Origin of the sequence: Ignatzschineria larvae DSM 13226, assembly GCF_038500265.1 — a bacterium.
Taxonomy (GTDB): domain Bacteria; phylum Pseudomonadota; class Gammaproteobacteria; order Cardiobacteriales; family Wohlfahrtiimonadaceae; genus Ignatzschineria; species Ignatzschineria larvae.
In genome coordinates this window covers 2,125,089-2,141,825 of sequence record NZ_CP150637.1, presented here as the reverse complement: position 1 = coordinate 2,141,825, position 16,737 = coordinate 2,125,089, and the positions used below count along the sequence as shown (strand labels likewise).

The 16,737-nt window shown below is 38.9% G+C and carries 15 protein-coding genes; 9 read left to right on the top strand and 6 right to left on the bottom strand.

Going from position 1 to position 16,737, the window contains the following annotated elements:
* Positions 1-191 precede the first annotated feature (191 nt).
* The 5 genes from WMO13_RS08850 (at position 192) to WMO13_RS08830 (ending at position 6,176) form a co-directional block, all read left to right on the top strand.
* Entirely contained in the window at positions 192-1,085 is an 894-nt protein-coding gene (locus tag WMO13_RS08850; RefSeq protein ID WP_026879141.1) for a LysR family transcriptional regulator, read from the top strand.
* 71 nt (positions 1,086-1,156) lie between these two features.
* Entirely contained in the window at positions 1,157-2,413 is a 1,257-nt protein-coding gene (locus WMO13_RS08845; RefSeq protein WP_026879142.1) for a D-amino acid dehydrogenase, read from the top strand.
* 261 nt (positions 2,414-2,674) lie between these two features.
* Positions 2,675-3,664 carry an HlyD family secretion protein gene (locus tag WMO13_RS08840; protein WP_034855865.1) on the top strand — a complete coding sequence of 330 codons (990 nt, stop codon included), beginning with the start codon at positions 2,675-2,677 and terminating at the stop codon, positions 3,662-3,664.
* Between the two features lie 120 nt (positions 3,665-3,784).
* The gene (locus WMO13_RS08835) at positions 3,785-4,978 is read left to right on the top strand and encodes an ABC transporter permease (protein ID WP_026879144.1); all 1,194 of its coding nucleotides are present in this window, start codon (positions 3,785-3,787) and stop codon (positions 4,976-4,978) included.
* On the top strand, positions 4,971-6,176 hold the full coding sequence (locus WMO13_RS08830; protein ID WP_051396259.1) for an ABC transporter permease: 1,206 nt from the start codon (positions 4,971-4,973) through the stop codon (positions 6,174-6,176). Before WMO13_RS08835 ends, WMO13_RS08830 begins: the two co-directional genes overlap by 8 nt.
* A 133-nt stretch (positions 6,177-6,309) precedes the next feature.
* Here WMO13_RS08830 and WMO13_RS08825 read toward each other — a convergent pair whose 3' ends face one another.
* From WMO13_RS08825 to WMO13_RS08815, 3 genes are all read right to left on the bottom strand, one after another.
* Positions 6,310-7,059 carry a MipA/OmpV family protein gene (locus WMO13_RS08825; RefSeq protein ID WP_245601165.1) on the bottom strand — a complete coding sequence of 250 codons (750 nt, stop codon included), beginning with the start codon at positions 7,057-7,059 and terminating at the stop codon, positions 6,310-6,312.
* A gap of 417 nt (positions 7,060-7,476) precedes the next feature.
* Positions 7,477-8,526, bottom strand: coding sequence for an HNH endonuclease (locus WMO13_RS08820; RefSeq protein ID WP_245601166.1), 1,050 nt, complete (start codon positions 8,524-8,526; stop codon positions 7,477-7,479).
* A 3-nt stretch (positions 8,527-8,529) separates the two neighbouring features.
* Positions 8,530-9,117: a class I SAM-dependent methyltransferase gene (locus WMO13_RS08815; RefSeq protein WP_026879146.1), complete on the bottom strand. Its 588-nt coding sequence runs from the start codon at positions 9,115-9,117 to the stop codon at positions 8,530-8,532.
* Positions 9,118-9,329: 212 nt separating this feature from the next.
* Here WMO13_RS08815 and WMO13_RS08810 point away from each other — a divergent pair, with 212 nt between their 5' ends.
* Entirely contained in the window at positions 9,330-9,986 is a 657-nt protein-coding gene (locus WMO13_RS08810; protein ID WP_051396261.1) for an ATP-binding protein, read from the top strand.
* Positions 9,987-10,008: 22 nt separating this feature from the next.
* Here WMO13_RS08810 and WMO13_RS08805 read toward each other — a convergent pair whose 3' ends face one another.
* Entirely contained in the window at positions 10,009-11,016 is a 1,008-nt protein-coding gene (locus WMO13_RS08805; RefSeq protein WP_342386827.1) for an IS30 family transposase, read from the bottom strand.
* Positions 11,017-11,084: 68 nt separating this feature from the next.
* Here WMO13_RS08805 and WMO13_RS08800 point away from each other — a divergent pair, with 68 nt between their 5' ends.
* Both WMO13_RS08800 and WMO13_RS08795 read left to right on the top strand, forming a co-directional pair.
* Positions 11,085-12,584 carry a hypothetical protein gene (locus WMO13_RS08800; RefSeq protein ID WP_026878232.1) on the top strand — a complete coding sequence of 500 codons (1,500 nt, stop codon included), beginning with the start codon at positions 11,085-11,087 and terminating at the stop codon, positions 12,582-12,584.
* Positions 12,581-13,786 (top strand): restriction endonuclease subunit M, encoded by a 1,206-nt coding sequence (locus tag WMO13_RS08795; RefSeq protein ID WP_034855141.1) that lies wholly within the window; start codon positions 12,581-12,583, stop codon positions 13,784-13,786. The genes WMO13_RS08800 and WMO13_RS08795 overlap by 4 nt, the downstream gene beginning before the upstream one ends.
* Before the next feature lie 300 nt (positions 13,787-14,086).
* On the opposite strand, the gene WMO13_RS08790 is transcribed toward WMO13_RS08795, so the two are convergent.
* Together WMO13_RS08790 and WMO13_RS08785 are read right to left on the bottom strand one after the other, a co-directional pair.
* On the bottom strand, positions 14,087-14,764 hold the full coding sequence (locus WMO13_RS08790; protein ID WP_026878230.1) for an alpha/beta hydrolase: 678 nt from the start codon (positions 14,762-14,764) through the stop codon (positions 14,087-14,089).
* Between the two features lie 95 nt (positions 14,765-14,859).
* Complete coding sequence (locus WMO13_RS08785; protein ID WP_051396047.1) at positions 14,860-15,351, bottom strand: NUDIX hydrolase; 492 nt, start codon at positions 15,349-15,351, stop codon at positions 14,860-14,862.
* Positions 15,352-15,746: 395 nt separating this feature from the next.
* Here WMO13_RS08785 and WMO13_RS08780 point away from each other — a divergent pair, with 395 nt between their 5' ends.
* A complete protein-coding gene (locus WMO13_RS08780; RefSeq protein WP_026878228.1) occupies positions 15,747-16,667 on the top strand; it encodes a Dyp-type peroxidase in 921 nt (306 codons plus the stop codon).
* Positions 16,668-16,737: the final 70 nt, after the last annotated feature.

The window sequence follows — 16,737 nt, the reverse complement described above, 5'->3', positions numbered from 1 at the left end:
ATATGATTATATCTATCTCTTTATATTATTATATATATAATTTATTACTATAATACAAACAGAGAGTTGATTGTCAATTGTGAACTAGTTAATGATTTTATTTAGAATCAATCATCTCAATCCGCCTTTTCTTGTACGATCTTGTATCATAACCTTATATTCTGAAGAATAATTGATGAGAAAGGATCGATATGAATGCGCGCCATTTAGAGGCTTTTTACGCAGTAATGCTGTGCGGATCTATTTCAAGAGCCGCGGATATGCTCAATATCTCGCAACCTGCGGTGAGTAAAACGATTAAGCATGCGGAGATGCGCTTGGGCTATCCTCTTTTTGAACGTGTACGGGGGAAGTTAATTCCGACTAAAGAGGGGCTGATTCTCTACGATAAAGCCAAAACGGTTTATGAGGAATTGAGTGGTTTTCAAGCCATTGCTGAGAATCTAGCTGAAAAACCTCAGGGCGATCTTTCGATTGGCTGTTTGCCGAGCCTAGGATTAAGTTTAATCCCAGAAGTGACTGCTGAATTTATCCGATTACACCCTCAGGGTAATATTGAGGTGAGTACCTATCATACAACCGAATTATTACGTTTACTCAATAGCTATCAGCTCGATTTCGCTATTAGCTTTAAGCCGCTTAAAGAGCAGGGAATCTCATCGATTCCGATCGCTAAGGTACCACTTGTGTATCTTGATGCTTCTCCTATTGATGGCGATCAGATGCCGGTAGAAGCGATTGATGAATCGCGTTGGATCAATCCTGGTGCAGATTCTCTTTCGATGTTAATTCACCAATATCGCACCTTTAAAACGCCGCAGCTGAATGTGCATACTTATTATATGGCGGCAGAATTTGTAAAACGGGGGATTGGTTGCACGATTAGTGATATCTTTTCGGCGATGGAAGTTCTGCCGTTATCGATGATTCATCCATTGTCGGAGCCTTTGATGTTGGATCTCTGTATTATGCACCAAGCAGAGCGTCCCTTGCGTAAAATTGCCCAAGATTATCAGCGACTACTGCATCGCTTTTTACAGAAGCGGCTTAAAGAGCATAACCAAAAGTTATACCAATCACGATAATGTCAATTGTGGTTATCTTTTAAATCCTCTTTAATGATCCTTACCGATCTTAGAGGTTTAAATAATAAAAGATGGCAAAATATATCACTATTGTAGGTGGAGGAGTAATTGGCCTATCGACAGCATTAGCGCTCATTCTAAAAGGGGCGCATGTGACGCTCTTAGATGCTGAAGATGGCGTTGGGCAAGGCGCAAGCTTTGCTAACGGGGGTCAACTAAGTTATCGGTATGTTTCACCCTTAGCCGATCGGGGCGTGATTTGGCAAGGGATTAAGTGGATGGGGAGGATTAGCTCCCCACTTAATATGCGGCTACAACCCTCGCTCACTCAGTGGCGTTGGTTATTGCAATTTATGCGCGCTTGCAATAGGCGACAACATCAGATCACAGAGGCTCACCTCTTACGGTTATCGCTCTATAGTCAATCGATTTTAACTCACTGGCGCCGAGAGGTTTTGACACAGGATTTTCATTGGCAACGTTCTGGAAAATTGATTCTTCATCGTAGTGCACCTGATTTCACGCATGCGAAGGAGAACATCGATCCTGAATTTCAACAGATTTTAAATGCCGATGAGGTATGTGAATTAGAACCGGCATTAATAGATATTCATTCTGATATTCAAGGCGGAATCTATGCCCCTTTTGATGAAACAGCAGATTCTTACACTTACTGCCTATCGCTCTTAGATTATCTACAGCGCTCTTCACAATTTACTTTAGTGACGGATTGCAAGGTGAATCAGTTAGTCGCGCGAGAAGGGCGGGTTGTTGCATTGCAAACGTCTCAAGGGGAGATACTAGTGAAACACCTAGTGATCTGTGCCGGCAATGAGAGTCGAGCGTTAGTCAAACCTCTGAAGATTGATCTACCGATCTATCCGCTAAAAGGCTACAGCTTAACACTTGAAAATGCTGAATCCCAATTTGCAGCGCAAACCATCCCCACCTTAAGCGTGACCGATTATGCCCATAAAACCGTTTATGCACAATTAGGGGATCGATTACGTATTGCCGCAATGGTGGATATCGGATATGACAAGAATGGCATTAGAACTCGGCGAATAGATGCCCTTAAAACGCAGGTTCAAGCAACGTTTCCCGAAATTAAAGGATTAGATCAGGCGCGAGCTTGGAGCGGTCTACGTCCTGCAACGCCGAAAGGATCCCCTATTTTAGGGCGAACTCAATATCGCAATTTATGGTTGAATGTCGGCCATGGTAGCTTAGGATTTACCTTAGCTGCCGGCAGCGCTAATATTGTTGCGGACTTAATTACTGATTTTCGTTCGAGTATTAATTTAGAAGGTTTATCCACTTCATTATGATAATTTGCTTTATGATCTTTATGGTTATGATAAATAAATATCATAAAAGATTTTAAATGAATATCGAATAACCTCAAAATAAAATTCGAATAACCTTTTGATATAAAAAGGTAATTTATATTTTGTATGACGTTCCACATAAATGGTTATATAACTGTTGTGAGCTAGGAATAACTCTATTCACGGCGATCGTGTTATTATATGAAACCTAATTTTTATTAGATTTACTCTTTGGATAACGATCAATTAAGGTTTAATCCTATGCAAAATATCAAAAAAACTGTCGCAATTTTGGTGGGAATTATTGTCCTACTTATTGTTACGCTCTACTATATCTCTAATCATCGACCAGAGCTTGTCTTCCAAGGGGAAGTCGCGGCAAACCGTGTCGATATTTCTGTGCGAGTACAAGGTCGTGCTACGGAATTACATGCTGAATTAGGGGATAAAATTAAGAAGGGGGATCTCCTTCTAAAACTAGAAAGCCCTGCACTTGAGAAGCAACTAGCCACGGCACAAGCGCAATATAATGTGTCAGTTGCTAATCGTGATGTGGTCTATAGTACTCGCCCTGAAACGATTGAAGCGATGCGTGCACAATATGAAAAGGCGGAAGCGGACCTTGCACTTGCGAAAAGTAACCTTGAACGAATGGAGCAAGCAGCGCCCAAAGGTGGGATTTCCCAACAAAACTTAGATGTTGCACGAAACTCTTTTAGTGCCGCAGTAGATGCCGCATCTGCTGCAAAAGCAAATTATGAACTAGCTGTGAATGGTAGTAGTATTGAACAGAAGCGTTTAGCGGATGCTCAGGTAGATCAAGCACTTGCGGCTCTTAATCAAGTTAAAAATGATTATGAAACTCTAACGGTCTATTCACCGGCAAATGGGCAGGTGACTGTACGAGTCGCCGAAGTAGGACAACTCTATAACCCAGGAACACCGCTCTATTCGATTGTGAATATGGATGATTTATGGTTAACCTTCAATATTCGGGAAGATTATCTCAATTATGCGGCGGTGGGCGATCATTTTAATATCTATGTGCCGGCACTTAAAAAGAGTATCGATGTCTATATTCAAGCGATCAATCCTTTAGGACAGTTTGCGAACTGGCAGGCGACAAAAGCAACCGGCGATTTCGATCTACGGACTTTTGAAGTGCGTGCAAGACCTGTGAATAAAGATGAAGGCCTATTGCCGGGCATGAGCGTGATTGCTGATTGGAAATCACGTCGTCACGTTCAATAGATCCCTTGAAATTACCCATTGAGATCTCTAGAGGTTGCTTTCTTTAGATGAGCAGATGGCGATGATCTGCTCATCGCCCCTATAGAGCCTTTATAGATCCTTGCTAGATCAGGTTATTAGATGGAACAACGTGTTACAGAAACGGCTGTTAAACAGCACTATTTTTCGCTGCTCTTTCGGGAGATACGCGTCATTTTTCGCGCAAAGCCCTTGGCTTTTGCGCTCTTCTGTTACCCCTTGCTGGTTGTGCTCTTTTTTACATATCTCTTTCAACAAGGTGTGATCGAGAGAGCGCCGATCACAGTCGTGGATATGGATCGAAGTGTCGCATCGAGAGAAGTGATTCAGAAGATGGCTGCTAAGCCTGAAATTCTCATTGCTAAACGGGATAACTCGCTTTTTGATGCCAAGCAGGCGCTACTTTCCGGCGAAGTCTACGGAATTCTCTTTATTCCAAGCGATTTTGAAAAGAATCTATTAAGCAATAATTCACCCGAGATTACGACCTTCTATAATCAACAATATATGTCTGTTGGCAGTACGTTGAATAAAGGTTTTATGCAGACTTTAGCAGCAATTATTGCAGAGTATCAGACGGATACCATGCTTAAGCAAGGGGTTGCGCGTAAAATCGCAGAGCAACAACTCTCACCGATTAAGCTTGAAACGCATCCTGTCTTTAATCCCACGCTCAACTATGTTTATACCTTAGTCAATGGTGTTGTGCCGACGCTGTTGCAAATCTTAATTATGATGACAATGGTCTACACTGTCGCGCGGGATAAATATAAGGCCGGCGGTCTTGCCGTACCGCTTGCGATGGCTAATGGTTCTTTTATGCGCTATATCATCAATAAGACACTCCCTTATCTCTTATGGTTTGTGATTGTTCATATGATCCTTGATGCGGTGCTAATTCTCTTCTTTGGTCTTCCCGTACGTGGCTCATTAACAATTCTCTATGTGGGAACGGTGATCTTTATCTTTACCGCACAGTTATGGGCGATGTTTTTCACGCTTTGGTTACCGCAAAAAGTCATTAACTATGGTGCTGCAAGTAGTTTTTCTTCACCTGCATTCGGGTTTGTTGGGCTCTTCTTCCCAAGAATCGCGATGAGCTGGTATGCCATTGCTTGGGGGGCTGTTTTACCGATTACTTGGTATTCAGAGATCCGGCAGGATCAGACGCTTCGAGGTCATGAATTACCTTATAACTTAGAGCCTATTCTATGGATGGTGATTATTGGTATTGTGATCTATCTTTTGGTGGCGCTACGGATGCACCTACTCAAAAAGGGAGCAAAACGTGTTTAAAACAACTTTAAAAGTCTTCTTCAATGAGTTTTTGAATATCTTTCGTGTGGAAGCGGTCTTGAGTATTTTAATTTCTGGCTCGATTCTCTACTTCTTCTACTATCCTATTCCTTATAATAATGAGGAAGTACGAGAAGCGCCGACGATTGTTGTCGATCATGATAACTCGACGATGAGCCGAGAGATTATTCGTAAACTCAATGCCACCGATAGTATTAATATTGTGGGATATGTTTCGACGATGGACGAGGCAGAACATCTGATGCGTAATCGCGATGTTTACGCGATTATTTGGGTTCCTTTAGATTTTGAACAGAATATTTTAAGTGGTCGCTCTGGTGCGCTCTCTTATTATGGAGATGCAAGTTATGTCATTATCTATAGTAAGATCTCTTCGGCCGTGCAATCGGTTGTGAAAAATTATAGCCGAGAAATTGGGGCTGCGAAGCAGATCGGGATGGGTGTTGATCCGGCGATTGCGCTTGGTAACAGTACGCCAATCACGCCGGTATTTGTACCGCTCTATAACCCGCAAAATGGCTATGCAACCTACGTGATTCCTCCGGTATATGTGTTGATTGTTTATCAATGTCTATTCCTTGCGGTCGTGATCTCTATTATTCTAGGTCGGCGCTCAAACTTTGATAAAGCGCTTGTGAGTAATGAAAAAACAGCACCTTTTGCGGTGGCTTTCTCTGTCTTAATCGGGAAATGGTTGGCTTACTTTATTGTGAGTCTAGTGATTTTTGTGGCTTATATGGGGCTAACACCGATCTATTATCAACTCCCATTTCATGGTACGATTCCGCGGATTTTACTCTTTGCCATCCCATTTTTATCAAGTACGATCTTTATGGGAATCTTCTTCGGGCAATTCTTCCGGAAGTTTGATGATGTATTTTTGATTATTATGCCATCAAGTATGCTTCTCTTCTTCTTATCCGGCATGAGCTGGCCTAAGGAGTTAGTCCCGCCGTTATTGGAGTGGATCACTTATATCTTCCCCGTTTTTCCAGGGATTACCAGCATGATTACGCTCAATCAGATGGGCGGCGGTATCCATAATATTCAGTCGGAAGTCATTAATGTCATCATCCTAATGGGGGCTTATGGATTATTAGCACTCTGGGGATTATATCGATATTACAAGCGGTTACAGCAATCATTACAACAAGAAAAGTCCGTGGATCAAGCGTAATTGAATGAGATAGAGTGTCAAATAAAGCAATAAAATGAGAAAACGCCAAACAGTTCATCAATTGTTTGGCGTTTTTGTGATCACTTTTATGGATTGATTATAGAATCAATCATCATTTTAGAAGTCTAAAAATTTAGAAATTATAGTTTAATCCTAAAGCAAAGCTACTTAAGGTAGAGCGCTTGGTCATTGGGCTATCTTTCACATCACCTGGGAGAAATTGAAATTCCATACCACCAAAGACATGAAAACGATCAGTCGCTTTCACAGCCATACCGATCCCGATATGCGGCGTTACTGAACTTCCCGGACGATATTGATGAATGCCGGTGCGTGCAGATTCTTCTGCTGAAACCCCATAATAGTAGCGGTTATGTTTCTTATCATCCCAGGTTAATCCTGCTCTTGGCACTAAAGTGAAATGATCATTCACGCGATAAACATAGCCGATATTGGCATTCGCAACGACATCTTTACTGCGTCCTAAAATATCCCCTTGGATATCGCCACTAATAAAGACGTTATTATCAAATTGATGATTAATGCCGGCCCCTAATTGGATCGTGGATTTACGTTTATCCAAGCCACTATAAGGCCAATGAGAATCGCCGGGTTTAAAGTTCAGCGCTTGATAGTTGAGGTGAAGATCCACTTTCGTTTGGGAAAACTCCATGACATTTACGCCAAGTTTTAAGCCTTTAATAAAGAATGGACCTGATTGATATTCAAGATGAGGTACCGGCACCCAATCCGAATTATCACCAATATAAGGTTTCTGTTGATAACCAACGCCTAAACCAAGACTGAGTTTATCATAATAAGATTGAGCAAAACCAACACTCGAGAGTGAAAGCAGCATCGTGAGAAAGAGTTTTTTATTCATAAAATCGCGACTTTTCAGTGAAAAAAGATAAGGAACGGGTGCAATATTCTTCGTTGAGAGATCAGTATTCTGATAGCCGACAGCAGCTAGAAAATAGCACACCCAGTTTATGGTAGAGGCTACTATAGAGAAGCGATCGGTGAGCTGCAATCTTATTTGCGAAAATTTTAGAAAAATAATTATTACTCACAGATCTTAGATAATCCTAGAATATAGATATTAAAAATGGGGGATAATCGTTGGGGTTATGGCACTAAATGAATGTTGATAATCTTTCGATATTAAGTCGATTTAGGTCGCCAAAATCCATTGTCATCGTGTAGTTTTTGGGCATGAAAATAGTAATTTCTAGCAATCGATTCTGATCGTTCACGATCTACAAGAAAGCCATATTTTCCAATTTTTCTAAGGACTTTCTTATTCCGGTGCCCAATAAGAGAGCCCATTTTTATTCTGCACTTGAGTATAAGCCCAATTAGCAATAGATTCTGAACGGATACGATCGGCAATAAATCCTATTTTGCTGATCTCTTCAGTGATAAATACATCATATTCGAGGTTTCTCTCTAACCATTTTTGATAGAAGTCGAGATCTGCAAGGAAGTTACTCTTCTTACTATTACAACTATGATCAGCCAGTACGAAGTTATGTGCTGTGTCTACTTGATAGAGTGACCAAGGAATAAAATGATCAACGGCTGATCGGCTCTGCATCGGTTTATTGCAATAGAAACAACGATTATTTTGAATCTCTTGTAAGATCGGCTGTACTTTGCTGAGTTGGTTGCGATCAGTTTCAAAGAGGAAAGTATCAAGGTCAGGTAGAGAATCTAAGAGATGGGCATTTTGTTTATTTAATCGCACCGTATCGACCCATGCTTTTTGGCAAAGCTCTTCAATAATAAGATTGAAGGTTCGAAGGCAATACATCACATTGGGAAGAAGCGTAATCTCTGTAGAAGTGGATTGATCGTAATTGTAGAGAAACTCAAAAGATTCTTTTTGAATATATTGTAAGCGCCAAATCGGATTGTTTTTAATGATCTGAACGGCCGCTTTATTTAATTTATTCCACGCATCTTTATCGGAACGAGCTCTAGCAATGGTGCGATATTTTTCTTGTGCTTCTGTTAAACGTCTAATGATTGCAGCTTGAGATATATTGCTTTGAAAGAGGATAAAAGGTTCTTGCTCTTGAAAATGAAAAGGTTTTGCTTGATTCCAATAGAGTTCGATAAATTTATCGGCAATATCAGAAAACTTTAAGACAAGACGATCGCCAGTGGGTTTCCCCTGTTCAATAGCAAGGCGCGTGATACTTAAGAGAAGGGCATATTTATAGGTTGCTGTTGTATCAGCAAAGCTAATTAATTGTTGAATATTATTGAGAAACGCTAACTGTTTTTCGGCGGATGGAATCGGTAATGATTCCGCTAAATTCTCTTGAATGATCTCTGTTGTAATCACGCTCTAATCTCCTCTTTTTTGAAAAATAATATTGAGCCACTCATCATCTCTATCGGGTCGATTATCTGATGTAATCCATTGTTGTAATAGCAGAATGTTTTTGTGCGGACTTAATAATTGAGCCATCTGCTCTTCATTAAGATCGGTAAAGTGTCGTCCCTCTTTCTCTCGATCTTCTGAGCCATATTTGAAAGAGAGATAACAGACGCCTCCATTTTGAAGCGCATCAATCAATGATTGTAAAACCTCTGGCAAACGATCTCTTTCACAGTGAAGAAGCGAAGCACAAGCCCAAATACCGGCATATTGATTCTTTGCTGTGATCTCATAAAAGCTTCCTACTTGAATATCGAGCTTAGTCTTTTCCCGCGCCAATTTCACAAGCGCTTCTGAATAATCAAAAGCCTCAACTTGATAACCTTTTTGAGAGAAATAGAGCGCATCTCGACCGGAGCCACAACCCACATCAAGAATGATTCCTTCTGCCGGCAAATAACGAAGGAATGCACGATAGAGTGGTTCCATATCCACATAGAAAGTATTTTCAAAAAAGGATTCAGATTCGTTGTTGTAGTAGGTTTTGGTTGTCATAAGTTTTAGATAAATTCTGTCTAGAGGTAGGCTGCTAAGAAGGGATAAAGAGGATACTACCAATAGTAACACTATGTTTTGATTTATTTAAAAAAAATATAACTTAAAATAATTATATAATTGATATTAAGATTTCTATATGAGTTTTAATTACGATGGCTTATTGTTTGTTGAGTTAAGTTAAATTTATTAAATAGATAGGAGTGTTTAAAATGGTTCAGCGCCAGTTAAAAAATAATTTCAAAGAAATAGGATTTCAGGTAGATGGGAAAATTATAAATGAGCTTTCAAAGCAGGTATCTAGCCATTTGTTTGCTTTAGGTGAGTTAATGAAGAATAGCTATGATGCTAAGGCAACGAAAATTAACATTGTTTTTGATAAGAAAAATAAACAGTTAATTGTAGAAGATAATGGAACAGGCATATCTGAAGAAAATTTTAAGTCTCTTTTGCATATAGCTAAGAGTGGCAAAGAGTATGGTAGGGAGTTTGAATTTCGTGAAGGTGAAAAAACTATCACTAGATATACTCAAGGATCAAAGGGTTTAGGTTTATTTTGCGCTTTTAAATTTGGAGATTTAGTCACATGGGACACAATGTTTGAAGGTGGGAGTTATAAGATAACGGTGAATAAAGCAGAGATAATTAAGCTGTCAGATATCTCTAAAATTAAGATACCGTTAGAAGCCGGTAATAGAGTATTTCAGGGAACAACTATTACGATATCTTTCGAGTTGGACAGTGAAATCAATTATATTTATTCATTTTTTTTAGAAGGTGAAAATTCCAAAAAAATTGTAAAATACTTTTATGCAGAGGATATGGAAGTCTCAATAAATCTAATTAATAAAGATGGTAATAGTGCTTGAGTTCCAATTTCTAACGCAACAGTTAATGTTTCGTCATCTGAGTAGCTTCATATTCCTTGTGAAATAGTTCTGTAATAACTTCGATAGGCGATCTAAAATTAAAGCGTTTTCGAGGTCGACTATTGAGTGATAGCGCTATTTCATCAAGCTCTTCCTGACTATGAATAGAAAGATCTGTCCCTTTGGGCAAGTATTGTCGTATCAAACCATTGATATTCTCATTACTCCCTCTTTGCCAGGGGCTATGGGGATCACAAAAGTAGATAGCAACTCCCGTATTTTGCGTGATCTGAGCATGATAAGCCATTTCTTTCCCTCGATCATAGGTCATTGTTCGTGCAAATGTTAAAGGTACTCGATTGAGTGCTGCGCTAAACCCTATAACGGCAGAGGTTGCGGTTGCATCTTCCATTTTGATTAACATAACATAACCACTAGTGCGCTCAACTAATGTGCCGACAGCTGAAGCGTTGCCTTTTCCTTTGATCAAATCACCTTCCCAATGTCCAGGTGTTAAACGATCTTCAACTTCTGGAGGACGTAAGTGAATACTTACTAAATCAGGAATTTGCCCTCTTCTATCCACAGTTCCTTTTCGGGGTTTTCGTGTGGTACGTCCTTGCCTTAAACATTGGAGTAATTCTTTTTTTAATTGGCCAACGGGTAAAGCATACAAGGCATTGTAGATTGTTTCTTGGCAAACATAGTAACTAGAATTAGCCATCTTTTTAAGTACCCCGGATATTTGTTCAGGAGATAATTTAGCACGTAAACACTGTTCCACAAAACCAAATAAGACCGTTCCTGGCGTTAGTTTTTCATCAGGGGCGCATCTCTTTCTAGCTTGTAAATAGGCGTACTGTGCCTTTGTTGCAGCATAGTGATCTTTATCCTCAACTCTTTTTAACTCTCTGGAAATTGTCGAAGGCGATCGGTTTAGCTCTTTAGCAATGGTTCGAATACTTTTATTAAGTTGTATACCAACTTCAATATTGATCCGTTCATTAAGTGATAATCTTGAATAGTTCATGGCAACATTTTACTCCTTAAGTAAGTGTTGCGCTAGGAATTGGATTCCGCCGTGAAAAAGGATTTCCAATGGTGTCTAGTCCTGCTAGCGTATTAAATAAAGAACACGATGAAGCGAAGGTTTTAGATATTGATTATGACTCTGAGAACGGTAAAATTATTTTCACCAACAAAAATGGGCGAGCTAAAGCGATAGAGTATCCTTTTCCTGACGATATAAAAGATACGGCTATTAAATTTCATATAAATGCTTATTCGTTAAAGCGAGGAGGTATAAAAAAAATCGATGAGATTTTCTATAACAAGAGAGGTGAATTATTTCCTTTAACTTATATTAATGGTGTTATGTTCAATAATGATCAGTTTTTTGATCCATCAATTACACGAAAGATAAAAAGTAGCAAAACTCTTCCCCAACTTACTGGGTTTGTAAGAGTTGTATGTACTAATCCAGATCTTCAATTTAACAATGAACGAACAGATTTAATACAAAATTCTTTTAATAAGAAACTTAAAGATATTGTAAATAAATTGAATGAATTGATCCAAGAAAAAGGAAAAGAGTTTTTAACAGAAATACAGCTAAGTGAAGAGGAGGGGATATCTCAGGATAAAAATGCAGTAGAAATTCCGCAGGTCAACTCTCAGCCTACTGGCGAGCCATCAACAGTAGATGCGCCTCCAATAGAGTTAATTCCTGAGCAGGATGATGAGTTATTGTTAGAAGAAACGCAGTTAAACCTTTACAAAGAAAGCGATCCAATTATAACTCTGACCCAAGATAAAGAGACTCTCTCTTTTGATGAAGAGTCGGACTCAATAAATCTATATGATTATTTTGTGAATGCAAAGGATAGTCTAGAGAATGATGTGTCTATCGAGAAAATTAAAATATTTGTAGATGGTAGTTTTGTGTCCTCTCCATATATTCCCCCTGTAAGTACGACTAAACAGATGTCCGTTAAGTTTAGCTTTAACGATCCTTTTAAAAAGGATTTTCAAGGGAATGCTTTCGAGGTTAGTAAGAGTTTAATGTTGAGATTTAAGAAAAAGGAGAAAAAATTTGGTACCGGTAGTGAGACAAGCACAGAGAAATTTATTCAACCTCTTAGACCAGGTTACACAGTGAGGACACCTGGTGTTGATAGGTTAATAGAGCAAATTAATAAATTAGCTTATAGCTATGAAGATTATGATATTTGTATTTCATCATCTATTAGACTTGTCTTTGATTTGGCAACTTATAGGTACCAGCAGTATGCAGAGAAAAAATTAAATAGTAATCAACTTCACGAGCAAGTTAAAGAGGTTGTTACTTCCATTACTCAAACAGATAAAAATCATTTTAGTGAGGTTACGGCACTTCTGGCTCCAAGACATAGAGTTCTGGTGAATGTTTTTGATGACCCTGGACTTTTTGAAAAAAAGGTATCATTTTCTAATTTAGGGGCGCATACAGGTACAGATCATGTAAGTCTTGAAACCTTAAAAGACAGTGCATTATATGCAGGATATTATGCCCAATTAGTTGATGCTCATTTGAAGGTTAAAGGAATCATATCAAAATGATAAATATCTCATTTCGGGATTATAGAAAAAATGATATTCATGGTGTCAGCCTATATCCAGCAACTATGATAGCTCCTGTTCAAAATAAAATTATGGCGAGATTATTCATCTCAGATGAAATAAAGACAGTTTATGATCCATATCATGGTTCAGGTACTGCTTTGTATGAGGCAGCTAAACTCGGTAATGAATGTGAGATCATCGGATGCGATATTAATCCTTTAGCTAATTTAATTACTTATATTAAACTCAAAGGTGTCACTAATAATATTAAAAAAGATATTAAGCTATTATTTTCATTAATTAATGAAGCTCCTCAATATACTTTTGAGTTTAACAACATAGATAAATGGTTTAGAAAAGATGTTATTGAAACTTTGAAAAAAGTGAAGTGGGCGATAGGGCAGATTAAAAGTAAGCGAAATAGAAGCTTCTTTTGGGTTGTTTTATCAAATATTATAAGAAAGTATAGCAATACAAGATCATCAACATATAAGCTTCATGTAAAACAACAATCTGATATTTTGAAGTTTAAAAATAACCTAGTAAGTGATTTTAAGAAGCAAGTTTTGAGGGATGCTCCAAAGTTTAATCTTAAAATAAGAAATGTGACTTTATTGAAAGGGGATGTATTGAAGTTGGGTCGAAAGATCCCTGATAACAGTATTGATTTGACTATAACATCCCCCCCTTATGGAGATAACCAAACAACTGTAACTTATGGTCAATTTTCGACTTTAGCTTTATTTTGGATAGATGAAAGAGATCTTAATCTTGAAGGGTGGGAGCTAGATAATTATTCAAGCATAGATAGAATGAGTCTTGGTGGAAGAAAGAAAAATAATATTAGTGAGTTAGGTAAAAGGCTCTTAGATCCATATTTAAGTAAAATTTCTGAAAGAAAACAAGATAAGGTTATAAGTTTTTTTGCAGATTATTTTTTATCCTTGGATGATATTTGTAGGGTTACAAATAAATATATCGTTATGACATTAGGTAACCGTACTGTAGATGGGGTCAATATTAATCTCACAGATATTACATCACTTTATCTTGAAACCAAAAATTTTATAAAGTTGGATTTATTAAGTAGAGAAATTCCTTTGAAAAGAATTCCTCGAGTGACTTCATCTGTGAATAATGAGTCAGTGCCTTCAATGACTAAAGAATTTGTTTTGATACATCGAAAAGATAGATTATAAGGTCTTTAGAAATATGTCTGAGGTTAAATGAAAGATAATAAACGAGAGTGATTTATAGTAAATTTGGTTTAAGAAAAATGGTTTTAAACAACACTTGCAAGATGTCGGATAGAACCGCTTCCTTACTTATTACAATCGATGCGCCGGCATTTAAATGAGCTTATTTTGAACCGATCTTACTATAATTTAATTTTTTTGGAATTACGTGCTGACATATATCACTCGGCAGAATAGAAAAAGCAGACTACAAAGAGCCTGCTCATTGCTATAACAGCTGAACCATTGTGATGAAGTTATCTATTATGATTCGGTTGTTTCTGGATGCAGTAGGGCCACAAGCCATGCGGCGATATCTTGTAGCTCTTCATTAATGACTTCATGTGCCATTGCATAATCGTGCCAAGTGGTTTGTATGCCTCGGCTACGAAGGAAGGTTTCTGCGGCGCGTCCTAGATTAATATCCACCACATTATCTTGTCGTCCATGAAGATGAAGCGTTGGAATGGCTGTTTTATTCTCACCAATGGCAAGTTCATCGTTGAAAGTGGCGCTATAGGTTGAGAGCGCCATCATGCCGCCAACAGGTTCTTCATAAGCGATAAATGCTGTATGAAGTACCACCGCACCTCCTTGCGAGAAACCGGCAAGAACAATACGCTCAAGGGGAATCCCTTTCGCTTTTTCCGCTTCGATTAAAGAGATCACATATTGTGCCGATTCATCAAGCTCTGATTGTTTGATTTCACGAGGAGAAGTAAGGGCGATAATGTCATACCAAGAGGGCATCGGGAAGCCATTATTGAGCGTTACCGGGCGTACAGGTGCTTGCGGTAAGATAAAACGGGTTGTAGGTAATAGATCTTTCTGTAGAATCTCGGCGACAGGTAGAAAGTCTGTTTTTGAAGCGCCAAGACCATGAAGCCAAATAATTGCTGAATCCGCCGGTTGTTTAGGATCTAAAATAATAGGTTGTTCCATTTCAACTCCTTATCCAGTGATGAGTAAAAGTGATATTTATCCGGGTATTATAACGCCGATTGTCTAATGATGCCGGCAACGCTTTTTTAGCTGAATTAAGCATCTAAATGAGTATCAAATCCTAAGCTTTCGCCAGCATCTTTAAGCAGATCGAGCCAAGTCGGAATGACAAAGCTCACCATTAAAGGCGCAAGGTTCATGCCGGCAACATCTTGCGGTGTAATCCATTTTGCTTCGGCGATCTCGGCACTTGGGGTAATCTCAACGGGCATGGGTAGCAGTACAAAGAAGAGGTTAGAGCGGATAAAGTAACCGGGTTCATTCGCTGCCGGGGCTTCATAAGTTTTGATGAAGTTCGCTAGATTAGGCGCAATCGTCAGATCAATCTCCTCCTTAAATTCTCGAATAAGCGCTTCTATGGGGCTTTCCCCTTGATCAATTTTGCCGCCAGGAAGCATAAATTTCTCGGTATTTTGTTTGCGGACAACGAGTAATCGACCGCGAGGATCAATCACAATGCCGGCGGCAAGGATAAAGAGTTTATCGGGGTCAATAATCGAGGTTTGAGTCTGTGTTGCTGATGACATATGTTTCCCATTAATAAGAGTGGAAAAAGAATAGCGTACTGCAAAAAATAGATCATTCTATTGTACGGGAACTAGCGGGTATATTTGTTAAAATTATTCTCAATCGTATCAAAATTGGTTTGTGATCAGAACTTAAGTGGCTAAGCGCTAGATCAATTGCTTATTAATTTTTCGGCTAAATACTCAGAAAAAGCGTAAAATAGCGTCAATTCGATTAATTTTAATAATTTTTAATAATCGGCATGTCGGCTATTATCCTAAGATCTATTTTGCGATATAGGTTGTAATATAGCTTGTGACATAGGCGCACGATTATTAAAAGCGATAGAAATAAATCAATAAATACATTGCAAGACAATGTCCCCTTGAAATTTTGTGATAGAAAGGAGCAGCAGATGAGTGAATTAAATTTTCAGGAAGGTTTGATTGTAGAGAATCGTGATCATGCTATTTTCATGGAAATCAATTTCAAAAGCGATGATTTAGATGCGATTAAAGAGGCCATCGCCGGTTTATTAGCGCGTCAACGGTCATATAACGTCCGTTTTGGAGATTGTGGCTTGCAAATCGTGGTGGCTTTTGGACGTGATGCATGGACTCAGTTATCCGGCAATCCTGAAAGTGCACCGGAGCTTGTGGATTTTAAAGAGCTTGGATATGGCATGGCACAAGCAACACAAAGAGATATGTTTGTTCATATTAACTCCCACTCTCACCGTATTAACTTCTCTGTGGCACAGGACCTTGTGAAGCTCTTTAAAGGCTTAGTGACGATTGAAGAGGAAGTTCACGGTTTCCGTTGGTTAGAAGCCCGTGATTTAAGTGGCTTTGTCGATGGTACGGAGAATCCTAAAGGCTGCAAAGATCGTACAGAAGTTGCAGTTATTCAAGAGGGTGCAGATGCCGGCGGAAGTTACGTGATTGCGCAAAAATGGATTCACTCTCTTGAGCAAGTGGAACATTTTGATCTGAAAACACAAGAGAATATCTTTGGACGGACAAAAGTCGATGATATTGAAATGGATGATGATGAAAAACCTGTCGGCGCGCATACTGAACGGGTGGTGATTGATGAAGATGGGGAAGAGCTTGAAATTGTTCGTCATAGCTTACCGTATGGTTATGCAAGCGGTGAGAAAGGGCTCTACTTCTTAGCTTATAGTGCGGAATTAACCCGCTATGAGAAGATGCTTGCGCGTATGTTTGGCGATGAGGATGGTCATTTTGATCACATGCTCTCTTATACTCATGCGGTAACGGGGAGTTTCCTCTATGTGCCATCACTTGATCAGCTTGAAGAGATCGGCGCTGCATAACAGTGGATACCTTACTTCTAAAGATCATAACAGCAGTAGAGGCGTTATAGATGGTTAGATAAATAGAGGA